This is a genomic window from Deinococcus cellulosilyticus NBRC 106333 = KACC 11606, from assembly GCF_007990775.1.
GTDB lineage: Bacteria > Deinococcota > Deinococci > Deinococcales > Deinococcaceae > Deinococcus_C > Deinococcus_C cellulosilyticus.
Genome location: NZ_BJXB01000025.1, coordinates 23,559 through 41,657 on the forward strand (window position 1 = coordinate 23,559; position 18,099 = coordinate 41,657).

An 18,099-nucleotide genomic window follows, 5' to 3' on the forward strand; every position below is an offset into this window, starting at 1 on the left:
TCATCAAGGGTTGCATGAACCAAACCTAAAGGCCCTCTCTTCAGGAGCCCTACAGCTGCCTGAGCAACAGGAAAACCTGTTTTTTGCCTTGCAGGATTTATCTGCTTTCTCACGTTTGTCAGGGAAACTGCAGCTTTCTTCTCAGACAGAACCGTAGCATGGGTCTCAGTACTATGCGAAAAGTTCTTACAGTCACCATGTTGCTTGCATCACCCACCACCATTGCCCTCGCCCAGACCCAGGACACTTTACAGGCCATTCAGATCGTTGGTGTCACAGGAGCCCAGGAAGCCAGCATCAAGAGCCGCCTGCCCATCTATGTGGGCTCCAAAGTCACGGACGTCAAAGAAGAGACCATCCGGGCAGCCATTGCCCGTCTGGGGACCTTCACCGTGACCAGTGTCACCGTGCAGAACACCAACACGGGTCCTGTGCTGCGCATTGAAGTCAGAGAGAACCCCAAAATTGCAGACATCGTGGTGACCGGCAGCACCCTGGTTGATCCTGCGGCCTTCACAAAAACCCTGCAGGAGCAGTACGGCATTTCAAAAGGTGCACAGCTCAACACCTCCCAGCTTGAACTCGCCCGCGCACGTTTCCGGCAGGCGTTGCGTGACCTGGGCCTTCCTTTCCTGCCCGAAGTCACCACTGCTGTGCAGGAAGGTCCAGCAGGGGCCACCATCACCTTCAATGTGCAGGAAGCCGCTCCGGTCAGGCAGGTGGTTTTTCAGGGCCTCACCCGCCTGCCCCAGAACGAGGCACAGGCTGCTTTTGCTGACCTGCTGAAGCAGGGCACATTCAGTTCAGACGTGTACGAACAGAGCCTGCGCAACCTCTCCGAGGCCTACCAGAAAGCAGGGTATCTGGGAAGCGGTGCAGACCTGACCCGCGCCACCCTCAACAATGGCATCTTGAGCATCCCCGTGGTGGAACTGACCATCGGGAGCATTGACACCAGTCTGGTGACCCCTGCCCCCACCCTCAATGTCAAAGAAGGGGCTGTGTTCCGTCCCTCTGACTTCAATGCAGATCTGCAGCGCATCAGTGAACAGCTGGGCAAAACCGTAACCTTGCAATACCAGCAGAGCCCCTCTGATCCAACCCGGGTGGATGTGCAACTGGTTATCACGGACATCCCAGCGGGCAAAATCCAGCAGGTGACCATTGAAGGGAACACCGCCATCCCTGATGAAACCCTGATCGCTGCCCTGAAGTCAAAAGTGGGACAGACCTTCAGCCTGCCCCAGGCCCAGGAGGACCTGCTTGCCCTGCAACGCGCTTACCGGGAAAAAGGGTTTGATGTGGTCATCCCCGAGAATGCCGTGGGCTTTGATGGCAAAGTGCTCACCTTCAAATTGACCGAGGTGACCATCGGTGGCTACGACATCAAGTGGGAGGGGGCGCAACGCACCAATGAGGACTTTGTGCGCTCCCAGCTTCCTGCGGTGGGCAGTGCGCTGAATGCTGACACTTTCAGGAAATACCTGGGGCGTCTGGTTCAGGGAGGGGTGGTCAAGGCGCTCAACGTTCAGCCGGTTCCCACCGATGACCCCAGCAAAGTGCGTCTGGCCATCACCCTGCAGGATGTGCCCAGCCTGAACGTCAGCCCGGGTCTGACCTACGCCCCCGGAGAGGGATTTGCCGGAGACCTGCAGGTGACGGACACCAACCTGTTCGGCATCGGGCACCAGCTGAGTGCCAGCCTGAATTTCACCCCCAATGAGGCCAGACAGGTGCTCGGTGGATCGGTGTCTTACGGTCTGCCCTATCTGGGAACCCCTGAACAACCCATCAGCGGAAAGGTCACGGTGTCCAGCAACGTCACCCCCAATGTGGACATCAAAAACGGCACCGTTGCCATCGGACGCCAGTACACCGAGCGCAACAACCAGCTCACGGTGGAGGCTGCCACCCCCCTGAACGACAACGTATCGCTCAGTGGAGGTGTGCAGGGTGAAATCAAACAATATTTCCTGGAACCAGGGGCAGCAGACAGCCTGCCCGACAGCGATCCTGCAGTCACCCAGAACCTGCCTGGTCGGGGCTGGACCGTGCAGGCCTTCTCCAGTGTCAATGCCGATTACGCAGACAGTGCCAGCTTCCCGACCACGGGTTTCCGGGCTTCCGTGAATGCCAGCTATGGGTTTGGCTTCGAGAAAAGCAACCTCAACTGGGGCAAGGTGGCAGGCGGCCTGAGGGGCTACGTGGACCTGACCCCTGGGGCTCCCGTGAACCTCGTGCTTGCGGGTCGGGTGGATGCCGGGACCATCATCGGCACGGCCCCTGAATCTGCCCTGTTCCGGGTGGGGGGCAGCCAGTTCGATGACCGCTTCAGCCTGAAAGGTTTTGATGAGGCCAGTTTCACAGGCAAGAACTTCTTCACGGCAGGGGTGGAGGCCCGGGCAGATTTCGGCCTGAAGACCGATTTCCTGCAAGGGATGTATGCTCTGGGCTTTGTGGATGCTGGAGATGCCTGGACCCAGAATGATTTCAACATGAATGTGGGCTACGGTCTGGGAATTCAGGCCAACCTGGGACCGGAAAGTTTTGTGATCCCTGTGCGCATGGATTACGCTTTCTCAAACCTGTATCCAAGAGGGAAATTCTCCATCAAGCTGGGCTTCCTGTTCTGATCTTTTCAAATTCAACTGCAGCCCATGACAGACCACCAAAAATTTGCCCCCGATGATGCATCGGGGGCCACACTCCATTGGTCGGTTCAACTGTAGCAGTTTTTCTGTCACAGGAATCTGATTTCGTCACATCGGCCTTCGATGGCGTTGAATCGGGAAAGCTTGCATCTTGAGGACATGGCATCAGGATGCGCCAGTCCCCTCTGTGAAGATTGGGGCAAACCGGGAACAGGCGGAATCGGTATAATAGGCCATGCCTCTTTCCCGGGTCATCCCACTCAAACGCGCTGCACACGTCTATCTGGTGCAGGATGGACACCTGCTTCTGGTCACCGAACGCATGGACGATGGGTCCATCTTCTGGGGGCTTCCCGGCGGAAAGGCCAGAGATGGTGAATCCCTGGCCGATGCTGCCGTGCGGCAGGTCAAAGAAGAAACCGGCCTGGAAATGTTCGACCTGGAGTTCATTTCGCTTCTGGAAGGCGAGATGCTCTCCATGACCAAACACGCCCATTACGCCAACTTTGCGCGTTTCACCGGAAAATTCCGTGGTGAATTGCAACCCAATGATCCAGAAGTGCTGTCTGCAGAATGGATTCCGTTCGATCAGGTGATGCAACTGGTTCGTTTTGGACCCCCACCGGAATTCGAGGAGCGCAACCCCCTGATCTGGGTGCCCACCCAGGACTTTCTGGCCGGGAATCCCAAGGCGTATTACCCGATTTGACCTTGCTGCCAAAAGGGGCGAGCCACCGGCCCGCCCCTCCATTTTTGATCCTGCCTGGACTTATTTGATTTTCTGCCGTCCTGAAATGGCCCGTCCCAGGGTCACCTCGTCGGCGTATTCCAGTGCACCGCCCACCGGGAGGCCATAAGCGATACGACTCACCGTGGCTCCAGTGCTGGCGAGTTGACGCTGCAGGTACATGCTGGTGGCTTCCCCTTCCACGGTGGTGCTGGTGGCGAGGATCACCTCCATGTCGGACTGGACCCGTCCCATCAGTTGCTTGATGTAGAGCTTGTCGGGACCGACCCCATGCATGGGACTGATGGCTCCGTGCAGCACGTGGTAAAGGCCACGGTATTCACCAGAGCGTTCAATGGCCAGCACGTCTCCTGCATCCTCCACAACACAGATCTGGTTTCGCATGCGGGTCTGGTCGCTGCACACCTCGCAGAGTTCCTTGTCGGTGACGTTGAAGCACTCGGGGCAGAGGTGCAGTTCTTCCTTGGCGCTCAGGAGGAGTTTCGCAATGCGCTCGATGTCCTCCTGAGGTTGCTCAAAGAGGTAGAAGGCCAGCTTCTGGGCACTTTTGGGACCAATGCCCGGCCATCTGGACAGTTCGCGGATCAGTTGAAGAAGGCTTGCCGGGTACTTCATTTCACATCAAACCGCCCAGGAAGCCCATGCTGCGCTGCGTTTCCTGCTGCTGCAATGCATCGGCTTTCTCCTGGGCGTCCCGGATGGCGACCACCAGCAGGTCTTCGAGGGTTTCCACATCATCAGGGTCAACGGCCTGGGGGTTGATCTTCAGGCCCTGAAGTTTGCCCTGACCGTTCAGGGTGACTTCCACCATGCCACTGGCGGTTCCGGTGACGGTCATTCCGGCGAGTTGATCCTGGATTTTCTGTGCAGCGACCTGGGCCTGCTGCATTTGCTTCATGAGTTTCTTCATGTCCATAAAGGGTATTTTATAACGTTTTGGGGGGTGGGAATGGTGGGTTGAACGGCATTGTTGTACACCAAAAAACCCGCGTCCCACAAAGAAAAAACATCAGCATTTTTCAGCTGATGTTGTACCAGGTCCAGCAATACAGGTTAGAGGGCAGAACCCGGGTACTTGACCCGCTTGGTGCGACGGTACACCTGTGCAGGACGGCCCACACCATTGCGGCGCTCTCCGGCAGGCTCCAGCAGGCCCTGGGAGAGGATGCGTTTGCGGAAGTTGCGCTTGTCGAGCTTCTGGTTGAGGATCGCCTCGTACACTTCCTGAAGTTCAGGAAGGGTGAAGTGCTCTGGCAGGAACTCGAAAGCAAGGTTGGCGTATTCCAGACGGGTCTGCAGCCTGCGGATGGCGCGGGCCAGGATGTCTGCGTGGTCGAAGGCCAGTGGAGGTGGATCGTGGGCCACGAACCATGCAGCGCCCACGGTGCTTCCACCTGCATGGACGGCAGGGGTGCCATGGGGCAGCACCGCCATGTGCGCAACGGAGACAATGCGTCCGCGAGGATCGCGTCCAGGATTGCCAAAAGTATAAAGTTGTTCAAGATGGTTGGGAGAGAGTGCCACGCTGGTCTCTTCACGGAGTTCCCGCAGGGCAGCCGCAGCGAGGGTTTCTTCATGCTGAACAAACCCTCCGGGGAGTGCCCAGGATTGGGAGTGGGGTTCCAGACCACGGCGGACCAGCAGGATGTGCAGCTGGCCCTTGTGCATGGCAAAGGCCACCACATCTACTGCTAGACCCACTTGAGCAGCAAAAGGAGGCAGTGTTAGTGTATACATCACACTTAAATATATTGCTTTTCAACGTGCAAGTCAATGAATTTCTGGCAGCAGTCATCTACACCAATTGGCTTGTGTAGTTTTTCACAAAAGAGTCACTTTGCAAAGGCAAATCAGAGTCAGCCATCCGTATTTGCTCGTAATGGCCTGCATATCTGGGAATTCTGTTGAATCGATGGGACTTTTGACCCTTGAGTCCATCCATCTTGAAACACCAATTCAAACCTAGACAGCATCAGAAGCAGTCCAAAAAGATTGAGCCCTCCAGAAGAAGTTGAAGCAATTCTGACAGCAAGGCTCAGGTTCTGTATTTTAAGATGTGAATTGACAGAGGGCATCCAATGATGTGAACACCCTTGTGACCTGCATCAGCATACGGCAAAACCAGGAGGCACATGCAGCAAAAACCCCAGATTCTGCTGCACGTCTTCGTCCCTTCAGCCGCATTGCGTAGGCGAATCCCCGGCAAGTGGTGTAAAATAAGATTTGATGTTCCTACCCAGAATGTCCACGATCCCCGAGAACGGGGCGTGCTGGAGGTGGTTGTAATTTCTAAAGAGCACAAGATCAATGAGCAGATCCGGGTTCGGCAAGTCCGTTTGATTGATGACGAGGGCGGCCAAGTTGGCATCATCGATACCAGGGAAGCCCTGCGTGTCGCCCAGGAAAAAGGCCTGGATCTGGTGATGGTTGGCGCTACTGCTGTTCCCCCGGTCTGTAAACTCATGGATTACGGGCGTTTTCGTTACGAGCAACAACAGAACGAAAAAGAAAACCGCCGTCGTGCACGCACCCAGGAAGTCAAGTCCATCAAATTCCGCATTAAAATTGATGAAAACGACTTCAACACCAAGACCAACCATGTTCGTCGCTTCCTGGAAGAAGGCAACAAAGTCAAAGTCACCATCATGTTCCGTGGCCGCGAGCGCACCCACCCCGAACTCGGTGAGCGCATCCTGGAACGTGTTGCCGATGCCATCAAGGACATCGGTTCACCCGAAGGTGCACCTTCCATTGCAGGCATGGACATGAACATGATCGTTGCTCCGGCTCCTGGCAAAATCAAGAAAAAAGACGCCGAAGACACCGAAGCCATCGGTTCAGAAGCCTGAGTTTGCCCGAACCCACCATCCTCCCATCCGGGAGGATTTTTTTGCATACCTGACGAGAGTGTGAGAAATCCATCAATCCTCCGGTGGTGTTCTGCTCTGCTTTCGCTGCTACCATTTTGAATATGAAACAGCCCGTGGTTTTTCTTTTGATTGCCGCCCTGATGTCCGCATGCACAGTCACCACACAGACTTCTGTTCAGCCCAAACCTCAGGCTGCAGTCGTGGCCCAGCCCAAAACCCCACCCAGCAAGAACCTTGGGGATTATGCTCTGCCCGACGGGGCCAGCAACATCAAGGTCAAAAGCAACAAGGTGGAGTTCAGCCTGGGCAAGCGAGACCTGGGCGATGTTTTCGAGCATTTCGACAACCAGTTCAAGCGCAAAGGCTGGCTGCGGGTTGGAGTGGAAAACCGTCCCAACCGTGTGGAAGCCACCTACAAGTTTGAGAACAATCTGGTGCGCCTGACCGTCAAACGCGAGGGCAACAGCGGCAAATTCGAGGTTGAACTCGAAGATTGAGGAGAGTCCAGCAGAAAGCAGGGATCACACAAGATCCCTGCTTTTTTGATCCACAGATCAAACTGTTCTGTTGAAGGTGTAGATCCTGGGGAAATGCCCCCCGTGGTACACCCGGTCTTCCCTCAGAAGCTTCCAGTCGGATTGCCCCTTGATCAGGCGGTCCATCAGTTTCACCTCGTGGGAAATCAGGACCATGCGGGCACCCGCAGAAGCAATGCGGGTCATCTCCCTGAAGAATTCCGGGTACAGCACCAGGTTTCCGGTGTTGGTTCCCACGTTGTCTCCCCAGGGCAGGTCGCAGAGGATCACATCCACACTCTGGTCCGGCAGATCCAGATGGGTGGCATCGGCGATGTCCACCTCGAAGGGCAGTCCTGCGGCTTGCAGGTTGCTGCGGGCAAACTCCACATGCTCAAAATCCAGGTCACAGCCAGAGACCTTGCGGGCACCATAGATCTGGCCGCACTCGATCATCAGGGTGCCAGAGCCGCACATGGGGTTGTACACCACATCGTGCTTCTCAACGTGGGCGAGTTGCAGCATGGCTGCAGCCACAGTGGCATTGAGGCCCCCTTCCATGTTGGCAACACGCCAGGGCCGTGCAGAAAGGGGGCGAGGAGACAGGCGAATCAGCACCTCCCAGCCTTCCCCGGCTTTGAGGACCCGCAACACCAGTTCTCCCTCTTCAGGGTCGTGCCTGAGGCCGCTCTGCTTGCTGATCTCCTCTGCCAGACGCTGGAACACGCTGGAATCACTGCCTGCCGCAGCAAAACGGAAAGAAGCAAAGGTGCCCAGCTTCAGGGTGTCCTGAACGATGCTGAGAAGCCTTGTGAGGTGCTGGTGGCCCAGCAGGGCTTTGGGACGGGGCACCTCGAAACGCTCGATTCTGGACACCGCCACCACCGTTCTGAGCTGCAACAGTGGGAGGGGTTTTCCAGGGAAAGCAATGCGCAAGAAATCCTTGCCCTTGCCCAGAATTCGGGCATTCAGGGGTTTCAGTTCATTCAGCACGAAGGGACTCAGGCCTTCGAGAAGGTCCAACTGGTACGTCTGCATTTTTAGCAGCTTACCCGAAGAAGGGCTCGGGCTGCAAAACCTGATGCTCCTGCAAAGCCACAAAAAGCCTGTTCAAGAGCTCATGGAACATCGGTTCTGGTTCACGCTGGTATCTGGCCCACATCAAGAGGAAGTTGTGAAGGATGCCCACCCGGTACTCCCGGTACAGCTCTTCCTGGGACAGGGCAATGCCATGCTGGTGCAGCACCTGCAAGTACTGCTGAAGGAGTTCATGCTCCAGACGGGTCCGCTCAAACCAGTTGAAACGGATCACCAGAAAATGTGCGAGATCAAACCCCACAGGGCTCACACAGGAGTGCTCATAGTCGATCAGGTACAGGCGGTCCCAGTTCAGGCGGTCCACCATCACCTGACCAAAGTGGAAATCTCCGTGGCACAGGGTCACTTTGCGGGCCTCTGCAAAAAGGCCTTCCAGCACCCCTGGATTCAGCAAATGGTCTGCCACACGCAGAAGTTCTGGAGAGAGGTTCAGGTCTTCCCTGCCCTGCTGCAGGCAGGAACGGTGTTTGAAAATGAGCCTGTGGATCTGGTCTCCCCAGGGGGCACTCGGGTGCTGTTTCAGGGCGGGGTGCAGCATCCACTGGGCATGAAACTCCCCCATCAGGCGCATCACCTGATGCACCCGGTTGAAGCGCTCCGGCTCAGGAAGGTCCGACCAGTGCATGCAGCGGTCCTCCAGGCTTTCCAGAATCAGATGGGCCTTGAGGGTGGCCTCACTTTGCTGGTACCCCAGCAGTGCCGCGTGAGGAATGCTGAGCAGTGGAGCAAAATCCCTCAAGTACTGGATTTCGTTGAGGAACCTTTTGAAGTGTTTCTCGCTGAAGTCATCTGCTGGGCGGTATTTCACGAAGACCTCGCGGGAAGTCCCGGAAACCTGCAGCCTCAAAAAGGCATAGTCTGCCCGTTCTCCTTCTCCCAGACGCAGCAGTTCCATGCGCTGCAGGTCTGGAAAGGCACCCTTCATGGCACTTTTCAACATGAGGGGATACGCCACAGGCTCGGGATGACCTGCCCAGCTCTTCACGGCAGACAGCATCACCCCGAGGCTGCCAGAAACGGTGTTCAGGTGATCACCAGCCAGGTGACCCATGAGGTCCCCACCATGAAAATCCCTGCGTAAACTGCACATCCAATGCCCAGTCCCAGGCATCCTCTGCGGCGGTGGCGACGGTGCCTGCGGTGACGGCGGTGAGAATGCGACCCGATGAAAGAACCAATTGAAAATGAACCCACTGAGAAACTGCTCATGCTGCCTCCTGTTATACGGTGTTTGATCTTCACCGTCTCTGTGAAGAATTACGGTCTTGGAGGCCAGACCGTTCCCTGCAGTCCAGAACTGACCGCTGAAGCCCGACGGCTGACTGCTTTTCTGCACAGCCTTTTTTGACAAAACAGACCTTTTCCTGTACACTCATAAGGCTGAAGTGAAGCCGGGAAAACTGCGCCTGTCGCGACCGCGCTTCCGGGTTTACCCCAAGGGGAAAACCTCAGGAGGACATCAAAATGCCCAAGCAGAAAACCAAAAAGGCTGCCGTGCGTCGCATCAAAGTGACCGCCACCGGCAAAGTGATGGCGTTCAAGAGTGGCAAGCGCCACCAGAACACCGGCAAATCCGGCAAAGAAATTGCCAACAAAGGCACCGGATTCGTGCTGGCCAAGAGTGAGTGGGCCCGCATGAAGCTCATGTTCCCCGGAGGTCGCAACTAATGCCACGCGCCAAGACTGGTATCATCCGCCGTCGTCGTCACAAGAAGGTTCTGAAGCGCGCCAAGGGCTTCTGGGGTTCACGCTCCAAGAACTACAAAAACGCCTTCCAGACCCTGCTGAACGCAGCCACCTACGAATACCGCGACCGTCGCAACAAGAAGCGCGACTTCCGTCGCCTGTGGATTCAGCGCATCAACGCCGCTGCCCGCCTGAACGACATCAGCTACTCCAGCCTGATGTTCGGTCTGAAAAAAGCCGGCGTGGCCCTGGACCGCAAAGTCCTCGCTGACATCGCTGCCCGCGAGCCCCAGGTGTTCGCCACCCTGGTGACCACCGCCAAGAACGCTCTCGCCAGCGCTTAAGGCTTGAACCAGAACCACCCCTGACAAATCAGGGGTGGTTTTTTCATGGCTCAATCGAGTTTCAGGGCCTCATGGTCCTGCCCGAGCACCCTGCAGAGCCCTTTGACCACCAGGGCATGGTCTTCTCTTTGTGGCACACCAGAGACGGTCACCACCCCCACCAGTTCTCCTGTCTTCAGGGCAATGGGGAATGCACCGCCATGGGTGGCGTAATCTGCATCTGACAGACCGTGTGCAGTGGTGACATCTGTGTCCTGTGACCTGAGCTCCTGCCCGATCTGGTAGGAACTTTTCTGGAAGTGCTTGACCACATTGGCCTTTCTGCGCACCCAGTTCAGGTTGTCCGGGTTGGTGCCCGGAAGTGCCGTGAAGAACAGCTGCAGCCCATCCAGACGGTGGATGTCAATCACCACCCCTTTTTCTTCCTGAACAGCAATGTCGCGAATGGCGTTGCCCAGTTCCCATGCGGTGTCGAAATCAAAAACCTCAAACCTGAGGGCTTCCTCCTGCTTTTGCAGGCGTGCAAGATCTTCGGTGAAATTCATTCAGCCCTTCCTTTCAACACTCAGGCGCTGGCCTGTGGCAGAGGATTTCTCGCCCAGTTCCAGCAGTTCCATCACCAGTGTGGCTTCTTCAGCCGTGACAGGGTTGGAGGTCCCATTCAACAGCGCAGCAGCAATCCCTGTGTAATAGCTCTGGTAACTGCCCACCTGATTGTCTACCTCAGTTTTGATTGTCTGGCCTTCACTCTGGGTATACAGGGTGCCTTTTTCAGGATCATGGCCCCAGTTTTCAGACCCCGGACGGCCTCCAGCTTTCAGAGCGCTTTCCTGGGGGTCCAGCCCATATTTGATGTAACTTCCCTCTGTGCCATGCACAATGAACCTGGGGTTGGGTGCAGCCACCAGCATCGATCCATGCAAAATCACCCGCAGAGGGCCATATCCGAGCACCACATGGAAGAAGTCCGTGGCCTGCCCTCCATCCCTCTGGACAGAGAGATCAGCCTGCAGGGTGTCTGGCATCCCAAAAAGCTGTAAGGCCTGGTCCAGCACATGGGGTCCGAGGTCGTACCACAGTCCACTGCCTGGGAGGTCCTGTTCCCTCCAGCGGTTCACCACACCAGGTCGAAAACGGTCGAAGTGGGATTCAAAGTGCACCACCCGGCCCAGACGTCCTTCTGCAATCAGCCTTTTGATGGTCAGGAAATCCGCATCCCAGCGCCTGTTGTGGAAGACCGAGAGCAGCAGTTCGGAGCGGGCCGCCAGGGTGTCCAGTTCACGTGCCTCCACCGCCGTCAGGGTGAAGGGTTTGTCCACCACCACATGTTTTCCGGCCATGAGTGCAGCTTTAGCCAGATCAAAATGGGTGGTGTTGGGGGTGGCGATCACCACCAGATCGACATCTTCTCTGGAAAGGGCTTGCAGAGGATCTGGTTCCACCACTGCGTCCGGAAAATCGGCGTGAACTTTCTCAGGCTGACTGGAGGAGACCACATGAAGCTTCAGGTCCTGCACGCTGGCAATCAGGGGGGCATGGAAGGTTTTTCCTGCAAAGCCGTAACCAAGCAGGGCCACATTCAGGGTTCTGGCCGTCATGTTTTCTTTATAACCCAGATGGTGGGGTTGCGGTGCATGTTTGTGCGACCATCGAACGATCGTCCTGCTGGTTTAGACGTCCTGCTCCATGAACGCCATGAGGGGTTATCCTGTGTTGATTCCTGAAAGGCAGACCTTTCAGAGCCGCTTGGAGGAAAAATGTTTCACCAGAGACTCCTGGAACGAACCCAAAAGCTGAACACCCGCCTGTGTCTGGGTCTGGACCCCCGACTGAATGCACATGGCAGTTTTGAACAGATGAAACAGCAGACGCTGGCTGTGCTTGAAGGCGTGGCACCCTACGCGGCCTGTGTGAAACCCCAGGCCGCTTTTTATGAAGCCATGGGCCTTGAGGGCATTGCTTTCATGGTGGAACTCATGCGTCTGGCCCGCACGCTGGGCCTTCCGGTGCTGCTCGATGCCAAGCGTGGCGACATTGGGAGCACGGCAGAAGCTTACGCCCAGGCCTGGATGACCGGAGAACATGCAGGAAACGCCCTGACGGTGAACCCTTACCTGGGCTTTGAAACGCTCAGACCTTTCATTGATGCAGGCCGCAAGAATGGAGGTGGGGTCTTTGTGCTGGTCAAAACCTCCAATCCAGGCTCGAAAGACCTGCAGGACCTGCAAACACCCCAGGGTCTGCTTGCCGAGGTTGTCGCAAAAGCCCTGGACCAGATCGCAGCAGAAGAAGGAGATGGGATCAGCAGTGTGGGAGCCGTGGTCGGGGCCACCCACCCGGCAGAACTGAAAAAGTTCCGTGACCTGATGCCCAGGGCCACCCTGCTTCTTCCCGGTCTGGGGGCCCAGGGGGCAAGAGCTGAAGACCTTGCAGATGCCTTCAATGCCGAAGGCGTGGGGGCCGTGGTGAGTGCCTCCAGAGGCATCCAGTACGCCAGTGCAGACCTGGATGTGGAAGCCGCAGTTCAGGCGGCCATTGGCTTCAGGGACCAGCTGAATCAGGCTGTGCAGCACTGAAGCACATGAAAAGCAAAAGGCACCCTCTTCTGGGTGCCTTTTGCTTTGAAGCATCACTCAGTTGACTTTGAGGTAAGACTCCAGCAAAGAATCAATCAGTTCCACGCCACCATCGATCAGGTACTGTCCCAGCCCGTCGTTGCTGGCAGAGTAACCAAAGTAGGTGTTCCACCAGATCACCACAGGGTAGGGGTACAGGTCATCCTTGTTCAGGCTGGCAAATGCGCCATCATCACTGACGGTGATGGTGGTCAGCCAGGCTCTGGGGTTGCCGTTGGTGGCCTGCACGCTGAAATCAACAGCCCAGTTGGTGCAAGCCTTGTCTCCCATTTCTTTAAAGGGAATCTTGTTGGCTTTGGCTGTGTCCACAAAATAGTCGTAGAGGGTCTGTGCGACCTTCTGGGACGTGGCTCCCAGACCACCCACCTGAGCGGTGAAAGAATTGTTGTCGATGCAGAGCTCAGTTCCTGCAAGGTTGTCTTCAGGTGCAGCGAAAGCAGAACCAAGGCTGAGGACACAGGCTGCAGACAGCATCAGAACGGATTTTTTCATGGGTTTTCCTCCGGGTGGTGCCCCTTCAGTATAGGGGGCTGTTATTCTACAAATCTCACAGCCAGTGGTCTGTCAGGACAATGCAGCGGCAGGCGTTGCAGATGGATTGGAACGGCCAGATCATGCGTTACAGGCTTGAAGTCAAAATTTCACACAACACGTCACTGTCCTGAAGGAGTGAGCACAGGGCAGAAACCTTTATTACTGCTTTCAGCAGAACACTGGGCTCCTGCTGTTGTGATGCAGAAGAAGGGATGCTGGGGCATCCCTTCTTCTGCACGAAAATTTATTGTCATGCACTGAAAATCATTCAAAACCGTGAACTGTTTACTGCAAGATGAAGTCGCCCATCACCTCGGGGGTGGCAGTATCAAACCCCACCACATCCAGCATGCCAGCGTCTTTCGGGTCGGCAATGCTGAAACGGTTCGCCACCATGCCCACCACAATCAGTTTTGCAGGGATGCCCATTTCCCTGCGGTACTGCTGCAGGGCCTGGGCGGGGTGGATCTTGCCGTACCAGGTTTCGCTGTCGGTGTAGACCACGAAAGCATCAACTTCGATCTTTTCCTTGAGGGCATGCCGCATGGGGAGGGAGCAGTCCGTTCCACCCATCGGGATGCGGGCCACTGTGCGCACCACATCGTCCAGACGCTGGCGTGGAGAGATGTTGATGGGGGTCATGCCCGGGTCTCCTCCACCCCACTGTCCACCGTACCCACCACCTGCAGCGCTGAATCCGGTGATCATGTGCTGGGCTTCCACCGCAGCGGTCACCAGGGCCATTGCTGCACTGGCCACCCTGGGGGTCAGGCCGGGCACCCCTGCAATCTGTCCCGCTTCCATGCTTCCCGAAACATCCAGAGCAAGCATCATGCGCTTGCCTGTAGGGGTCACACTGCCGAAAGCCGTGTAGAAAGCAGCATCCAGTGCATCCACCACCTGCTGAACCGGCGTCCAGCTGGTCCCCTGACCACGCATGCCGTGTCCTGCAGCGTAGGTCTTCAGGGCTGCGAGCACCTTGATGGGGTGCAGGCGGGCCTTCAGGATGGCCTCGCTGTTGCCCAGTTTCTGGGTCACGAGACGCTGGGATTCAGACATGGGGGTGAGGAGTCCAATGCGGGTCATGTTGGCGAGGTTGCGCACCATCGCTTCCAGAGGCATGTGGGGCAGCATGGCTTCCCACACTTCAGGGCGGGTCAGGAATTCGGTGGGGATGGCTTCGCGGGGCAGGCGGTATTTCTCGATCAGATGGACCACTTCTTTCAAAGGGGCGGTCTGTGCCTGACGGAAAGCGTCCACAATCTCCAGACCCTGGGCAGGAGCAAACTCATCCTGGGTGATCCAGCGGTATAGCTTCTGGTGCGCGTCCGACTGCGCTTTCGGGTGGGCCAGACGCAGGGCGTCCCGGTGGGTCCAGCCGTCACGCTGGCGGTATTTCACCGCCAGCAGGGCCAGGGCCTTCACGTCCTTCTGGTTGTACCAGTCCCCGATGGCGCGGCGCAGACCGCGACCCCACCCACGAAAACCCTGCACGAAATCCATGAAGTGGAACAGGTGCGTCCCGATGCGGGCCACGCGAGGCAGGGCCTCCAGGGCCGCTTTTCGGGTCTGCTCATTACCAAAACTCGCGCACATCGCCAGCGCAAACAGGGCAGGATCATTTTTGGGGGCACGTCCCGATTCGCTGATCTCAGCGATGCGGTTCACGGTGCGGATGCCGTCCAGTTCGATGCAGCGTTTCACGGCCTCTGCGTTGTCGATGGTCAGTTTCTGCTCACCGACATAAAAGGTTCCGCCCTCGGACCCGAGGATCAGAAAACGGTCAAGTTGTGTCCAGTCACTGACTTCCCAGGCGTAACCGCCAGCGTTGTTGGCTTTCTGGTTGCTTCCGGGGATGGGCTGGTTCTGAGGCGTGCGAGAGGTCTGGTAATGCTTCGTCCACTTCATGTGTTCACCTTCTTTCGTGAGGGAATGGCGATTGGCGAACCGCCTTTGCAAAGGCAGTTAAACGGTGTAAATCAAGGCCGGATGAGCAGGCGGGATCAGGGCTGTATCCAATCCATGGGTAACCTGACACCATCGACCCGGCCCTCTGAGACAAGAAACCTTCCAGCGGCACTGACAGGACTTACTGCAGCACCCAGGGTTTTGCGGCTTGCTGCCCTGGGTGAACATTGCAGCCCTGCAGGTGGATCAACCCCTCGGAGGAAGTTGAGGTCACCCATCTCCAGCGACCCAATGCCGGTAAAAACGGAGATGGATTTGAGGAGCGCAGATTTCCACTAGCACAGCCTGGAAGATCGGTCCGAAAAACAAACCTGTGGATAAAGGATGCGAGCAGGGGAATACGGTTTAACTTGAAAGGTTAAGGTAACCTGCCCACTTCGACCCACAGAAGAGACTTGAGAGCTTGCGGGTGAGGTGTTGCCCATGGGTTTTTTTGGAGGTAACCCATGAACTCCGACCCGCAAGGAGGATGTTTATTTTTGTCGTGGATGCTCAGGTATCCCATCCGTCCACGACCTGGAGTGTTTGACATGAGGGAAATCTCCCTCTGGTGGAAAGGGTGGGACTCGAACCCACAGCCTGTCGCGTGCAAGGCGAATGCTCTCCCATTGAGCTACCATCCCAGACCTGTCTTTTTCTTTGATGCTCCTTTCTTTTTCATCCCAGACCAGCCAGAGAGGGGCTCTGCTGGCCCGGGGGTTCGGACAGGAAAGGCGGGATTTGAACCCACGACCTCTCGATCACCGGATACCTGCGGCCCATTTCTGGGCAAGGGACGGTAACCGCTCTGAACACCCTCCCTGGCTGGGCTACAATCCTGTCCTGAAGGTGAAGGGTGGGACTCGAACCCACACTGACGGTCAGCATTCCGCAACGGCTCTGCAAAGAGCGAATGTGCACGGGACGCATGCGTTGTCCTGCCATTAGACGACGCTTCACAAGCGAAAAACGAAGACAAGTGTGGTGGAGGTGACAGGAATCGAACCTGCGACCAGCCGATTAACAGTCGGTAACCATCTACCGTCGGCTCGGGACCAGAGGAGTGTGTTCTTGACTCCGAGCAAGGGCTGGTGGACGGTGTTGCTGCTCTACCACTGAGCTACACCCCCACGAAAACGAAAAACCAGCAAACAAAAACTGAGGGAGATGACAGGAGTCGAACCTGCGACCTGCCGCTTATCAGGCGAGAACCATCACTCTTTCGGCTCAACTTCCAGAAGAAGCAAGCAAAGGGCAGAGAACGGTGTTTGAGCTGCTCTGGCCACTGAGCTACACCTCCCATACAGTCTGAAGTGGGTCGCACGGTGGGATTTGAACCCACACGCCTTTCAGCGCAACCTCTTAAAGGTAACCATTCTCCTTCGACCCGCGAATGCAGGTAAGGGATGGTGAACGGAAGGCCGATTGCTCAGCCATTGTGCGTCTACCAGTTCCGCCACGTGCGCTTCAGACGTGTTCAGTGTAGACAAATGGAACACGTTTCACATTCACCAAAACGCTTAAGACCACAGCAGACCAAAACGCCTGTTCAGGATGCGTGTTTATGCTTACAGGAGTGGGGACTGTTGTGTAAAAAAAGCGTAACCCTGGCTGCGCTCTGATGGAAAACCCATCAAGGTTTTGTTGTCTGAGACTGAAAAAGTTTTTCCAGCTTCAATTTGCAGGCTTGCCAAAAACCTGCACCCAGTAATACCGGTCGGTGCTGCTGGCATTTTCTGCAAAACCCACCCCGAGTTCCCTGAAATCTGCATCCATCAGGGTCTGGCAGTGCCCATTGGTGCTGTTCAGCCATTCCTGAATGGAGGCTTCCACGGTTTTTTGCAGGGTCAGACTGGTGCTGGTCTTGACCACAGACAGATTCTCTCCTGCCTCTGCAAACCCATATCCTGATGCACGGATGCGGTCTGCCGTCAGGTCGCCCTTTGAACCCTGGTGGGCCAGAAATTGATTCCGGGCCATGTCCTGGGCATGGTACTGGGCGGCCAGGGTGAGTTTGCTGTTCAGCTGGACTGCTGGAGCGGCAGGCAGGGCTGTGGTTCCCCCGCCAGGGTTCTTGCAATTTCTGGGGGTGGCCCTGGCAGCATTGACAGCATTGAGCATGACCTGCTGAGAGGACAGATCGAGCACCTGCAGGCCACTGAGGTCCACTTTGACTCCACCCATCGATCCGCAGGAAACCAGCAGACCCACCACACCGAGAGCAAGCTTTTTCATGCCTCAGGGTACTGCTTTTTCAGCCAGACTTCAGCTCTCTGGTCACAGGTCAGAGCACCCGTGAACGCTGCACGCCCAGCACCTGCACCCAGTACGATCCATACTCGGTTCCAGACTTTCTGGTGAACCCAAACCCGATTTCCCTGAATTCCGGGTTCATCAGGTTCCTGCAGTGGCCAGGAGACGTGAGCCAGCCATCAACGGTCGCCTGCACGTCCGGATACCCTGCAGCGATGTTCTCACCGACCATGCGGTAGTTGTAGTTGTACCTCAGGGCACGCACAACCACATCGGACCTGTCAGACCCGTGGTGATCAAAGAAATCATGGGTCGCCATGTCCTCGGCGTGGTCCTGTGCGGCAGCAATCAGGCGAATGTTCAGCACCACAGGAGGTGCCGCCTGATGAAAATCATTGCCGCACTTGCGTGCAACTGCACGGGCAGCATTGGTGGCCTTCAGGAGTTTTTGCAGCAGGTCTTCACTGGGAGTGCGGTACGTCTGCACGGGGGTCACCTGGGGTTGACTGTCGGTGGGGGTCTGGGTTGCTGGACGATTGATGCAGCCGGTCAGGACTGAAGTGAGCAGAAGCAGAAGAACACGGAACTTCACCGTTCCAGACTACTTCAGGCCCCAGAAAATAGGGTGAGTCGAGGTTTAACCTCTCCTCACCTTTGGTGGAAAATCACACATATTGCCGAGAGCCGAGAGAAAGGTAGAACTTTAAAAATCAGCAGTCAAGGCATCCAGATGCAGGGAGCACAAAAAGGAAAGGGACTCAGAAGCAAGCTTCTGAGGATCGATTGCTTGAGCAAAAACAATTGCCTTTTGATGCGC

At 56.4% G+C, this 18,099-nt stretch carries 19 protein-coding genes and 3 tRNA genes; 7 read left to right on the forward strand and 15 right to left on the reverse strand.

Annotated elements, in window-relative coordinates; translation table 11 throughout:
- Window positions 1-197 precede the first annotated feature (197 nt).
- Together DC3_RS22040 and DC3_RS22045 are read left to right on the forward strand one after the other, a co-directional pair.
- Window positions 198-2,633, forward strand: coding sequence for a BamA/OMP85 family outer membrane protein (locus DC3_RS22040; protein ID WP_186816186.1), 2,436 nt, complete (start codon window positions 198-200; stop codon window positions 2,631-2,633).
- Window positions 2,634-2,886: 253 nt separating this feature from the next.
- Window positions 2,887-3,360, forward strand: a complete 474-nt coding sequence (locus tag DC3_RS22045; protein WP_146888324.1) for an NUDIX hydrolase — start codon at window positions 2,887-2,889, stop codon at window positions 3,358-3,360.
- A gap of 60 nt (window positions 3,361-3,420) precedes the next feature.
- Here the strand turns inward: DC3_RS22045 and recR are convergent, their stop codons facing one another.
- The 3 genes from recR to DC3_RS22060 form a co-directional block, all read right to left on the reverse strand.
- Window positions 3,421-4,014: a recombination mediator RecR gene (gene recR, locus DC3_RS22050; protein WP_146888327.1), complete on the reverse strand. Its 594-nt coding sequence runs from the start codon at window positions 4,012-4,014 to the stop codon at window positions 3,421-3,423.
- Window position 4,015: 1 nt separating this feature from the next.
- A complete protein-coding gene (locus tag DC3_RS22055; RefSeq protein WP_146888330.1) occupies window positions 4,016-4,315 on the reverse strand; it encodes a YbaB/EbfC family nucleoid-associated protein in 300 nt (99 codons plus the stop codon).
- A 137-nt stretch (window positions 4,316-4,452) separates the two neighbouring features.
- On the reverse strand, window positions 4,453-5,136 hold the full coding sequence (locus tag DC3_RS22060; protein ID WP_146888333.1) for an NUDIX hydrolase: 684 nt from the start codon (window positions 5,134-5,136) through the stop codon (window positions 4,453-4,455).
- 539 nt (window positions 5,137-5,675) lie between these two features.
- Between DC3_RS22060 and infC the strand changes: the two genes are divergently transcribed.
- Both infC and DC3_RS22070 read left to right on the forward strand, forming a co-directional pair.
- Window positions 5,676-6,248: a translation initiation factor IF-3 gene (infC, locus tag DC3_RS22065; protein WP_146888503.1), complete on the forward strand. Its 573-nt coding sequence runs from the start codon at window positions 5,676-5,678 to the stop codon at window positions 6,246-6,248.
- 122 nt (window positions 6,249-6,370) lie between these two features.
- Entirely contained in the window at window positions 6,371-6,766 is a 396-nt protein-coding gene (locus tag DC3_RS22070) for a hypothetical protein (protein ID WP_146888336.1), read from the forward strand.
- 57 nt (window positions 6,767-6,823) lie between these two features.
- On the opposite strand, the gene DC3_RS22075 is transcribed toward DC3_RS22070, so the two are convergent.
- From DC3_RS22075 to DC3_RS29320, 3 genes are read right to left on the reverse strand one after another with little or no spacing between them, the layout of a single operon-like run.
- Entirely contained in the window at window positions 6,824-7,822 is a 999-nt protein-coding gene (locus DC3_RS22075) for a methyltransferase domain-containing protein (RefSeq protein WP_146888339.1), read from the reverse strand.
- Window positions 7,823-7,832: 10 nt separating this feature from the next.
- Entirely contained in the window at window positions 7,833-8,933 is a 1,101-nt protein-coding gene (locus DC3_RS22080; protein ID WP_186816187.1) for a phosphotransferase family protein, read from the reverse strand.
- Window positions 8,906-9,091, reverse strand: a complete 186-nt coding sequence (locus tag DC3_RS29320; RefSeq protein ID WP_186816188.1) for a hypothetical protein — start codon at window positions 9,089-9,091, stop codon at window positions 8,906-8,908. The genes DC3_RS22080 and DC3_RS29320 overlap by 28 nt, the downstream gene beginning before the upstream one ends.
- A gap of 255 nt (window positions 9,092-9,346) precedes the next feature.
- On the opposite strand from DC3_RS29320, the gene rpmI reads away from it, so the two are divergent.
- Both rpmI and rplT read left to right on the forward strand, forming a co-directional pair.
- On the forward strand, window positions 9,347-9,550 hold the full coding sequence (gene rpmI, locus DC3_RS22090) for a 50S ribosomal protein L35 (RefSeq protein ID WP_146888349.1): 204 nt from the start codon (window positions 9,347-9,349) through the stop codon (window positions 9,548-9,550).
- On the forward strand, window positions 9,550-9,912 hold the full coding sequence (gene rplT / locus DC3_RS22095) for a 50S ribosomal protein L20 (RefSeq protein ID WP_146888353.1): 363 nt from the start codon (window positions 9,550-9,552) through the stop codon (window positions 9,910-9,912). The genes rpmI and rplT overlap by 1 nt, the downstream gene beginning before the upstream one ends.
- Window positions 9,913-9,962: 50 nt before the next feature.
- Here the strand turns inward: rplT and DC3_RS22100 are convergent, their stop codons facing one another.
- A complete protein-coding gene (locus DC3_RS22100; RefSeq protein WP_146888356.1) occupies window positions 9,963-10,457 on the reverse strand; it encodes a heme-degrading domain-containing protein in 495 nt (164 codons plus the stop codon).
- Window positions 10,458-11,510, reverse strand: coding sequence for an oxidoreductase (locus DC3_RS22105; protein ID WP_146888358.1), 1,053 nt, complete (start codon window positions 11,508-11,510; stop codon window positions 10,458-10,460).
- 159 nt (window positions 11,511-11,669) lie between these two features.
- Here DC3_RS22105 and pyrF point away from each other — a divergent pair, with 159 nt between their 5' ends.
- On the forward strand, window positions 11,670-12,488 hold the full coding sequence (gene pyrF / locus DC3_RS22110) for an orotidine-5'-phosphate decarboxylase (protein ID WP_146888360.1): 819 nt from the start codon (window positions 11,670-11,672) through the stop codon (window positions 12,486-12,488).
- 57 nt (window positions 12,489-12,545) lie between these two features.
- On the opposite strand, the gene DC3_RS22115 is transcribed toward pyrF, so the two are convergent.
- The 7 genes from DC3_RS22115 to DC3_RS22135 form a co-directional block, all read right to left on the reverse strand.
- On the reverse strand, window positions 12,546-13,040 hold the full coding sequence (locus DC3_RS22115; RefSeq protein ID WP_146888362.1) for a hypothetical protein: 495 nt from the start codon (window positions 13,038-13,040) through the stop codon (window positions 12,546-12,548).
- Window positions 13,041-13,367: 327 nt separating this feature from the next.
- Complete coding sequence (locus tag DC3_RS22120; RefSeq protein ID WP_146888364.1) at window positions 13,368-14,990, reverse strand: TROVE domain-containing protein; 1,623 nt, start codon at window positions 14,988-14,990, stop codon at window positions 13,368-13,370.
- A 608-nt stretch (window positions 14,991-15,598) separates the two neighbouring features.
- Window positions 15,599-15,673, reverse strand: a tRNA-Ala gene (locus DC3_RS22125).
- A gap of 338 nt (window positions 15,674-16,011) precedes the next feature.
- A tRNA-Asn gene (locus DC3_RS29325) sits at window positions 16,012-16,159 on the reverse strand.
- Between the two features lie 32 nt (window positions 16,160-16,191).
- Window positions 16,192-16,329, reverse strand: a tRNA-OTHER gene (locus DC3_RS29330).
- 374 nt (window positions 16,330-16,703) lie between these two features.
- Window positions 16,704-17,264, reverse strand: coding sequence for a CAP domain-containing protein (locus tag DC3_RS22130; RefSeq protein ID WP_146888366.1), 561 nt, complete (start codon window positions 17,262-17,264; stop codon window positions 16,704-16,706).
- A gap of 49 nt (window positions 17,265-17,313) precedes the next feature.
- Window positions 17,314-17,874, reverse strand: coding sequence for a CAP domain-containing protein (locus DC3_RS22135; protein WP_146888368.1), 561 nt, complete (start codon window positions 17,872-17,874; stop codon window positions 17,314-17,316).
- Window positions 17,875-18,099: the final 225 nt, after the last annotated feature.

Bases quoted from the DNA above. Each gene is read 5' to 3' on its own strand.
- rpmI (WP_146888349.1), top strand. From the start codon at position 9,347: ATGCCCAAGCAGAAAACCAAAAAGGCTGCCGTGCGTCGCATCAAAGTG.
- pyrF (WP_146888360.1), top strand. From the start codon at position 11,670: ATGTTTCACCAGAGACTCCTGGAACGAACCCAAAAGCTGAACACCCGC.
- DC3_RS22120 (WP_146888364.1), bottom strand. From the start codon at position 14,990: ATGAAGTGGACGAAGCATTACCAGACCTCTCGCACGCCTCAGAACCAG.
- DC3_RS22070 (WP_146888336.1), top strand. From the start codon at position 6,371: ATGAAACAGCCCGTGGTTTTTCTTTTGATTGCCGCCCTGATGTCCGCA.
- DC3_RS22105 (WP_146888358.1), bottom strand. From the start codon at position 11,510: ATGACGGCCAGAACCCTGAATGTGGCCCTGCTTGGTTACGGCTTTGCA.
- DC3_RS22075 (WP_146888339.1), bottom strand. From the start codon at position 7,822: ATGCAGACGTACCAGTTGGACCTTCTCGAAGGCCTGAGTCCCTTCGTG.
- DC3_RS22060 (WP_146888333.1), bottom strand. From the start codon at position 5,136: ATGTATACACTAACACTGCCTCCTTTTGCTGCTCAAGTGGGTCTAGCA.
- DC3_RS29320 (WP_186816188.1), bottom strand. From the start codon at position 9,091: ATGAGCAGTTTCTCAGTGGGTTCATTTTCAATTGGTTCTTTCATCGGG.
- rplT (WP_146888353.1), top strand. From the start codon at position 9,550: ATGCCACGCGCCAAGACTGGTATCATCCGCCGTCGTCGTCACAAGAAG.
- DC3_RS22100 (WP_146888356.1), bottom strand. From the start codon at position 10,457: ATGAATTTCACCGAAGATCTTGCACGCCTGCAAAAGCAGGAGGAAGCC.
- DC3_RS22040 (WP_186816186.1), top strand. From the start codon at position 198: ATGTTGCTTGCATCACCCACCACCATTGCCCTCGCCCAGACCCAGGAC.
- recR (WP_146888327.1), bottom strand. From the start codon at position 4,014: ATGAAGTACCCGGCAAGCCTTCTTCAACTGATCCGCGAACTGTCCAGA.
- DC3_RS22080 (WP_186816187.1), bottom strand. From the start codon at position 8,933: ATGGGTCACCTGGCTGGTGATCACCTGAACACCGTTTCTGGCAGCCTC.
- DC3_RS22130 (WP_146888366.1), bottom strand. From the start codon at position 17,264: ATGAAAAAGCTTGCTCTCGGTGTGGTGGGTCTGCTGGTTTCCTGCGGA.
- DC3_RS22045 (WP_146888324.1), top strand. From the start codon at position 2,887: ATGCCTCTTTCCCGGGTCATCCCACTCAAACGCGCTGCACACGTCTAT.
- DC3_RS22055 (WP_146888330.1), bottom strand. From the start codon at position 4,315: ATGGACATGAAGAAACTCATGAAGCAAATGCAGCAGGCCCAGGTCGCT.
- DC3_RS22115 (WP_146888362.1), bottom strand. From the start codon at position 13,040: ATGAAAAAATCCGTTCTGATGCTGTCTGCAGCCTGTGTCCTCAGCCTT.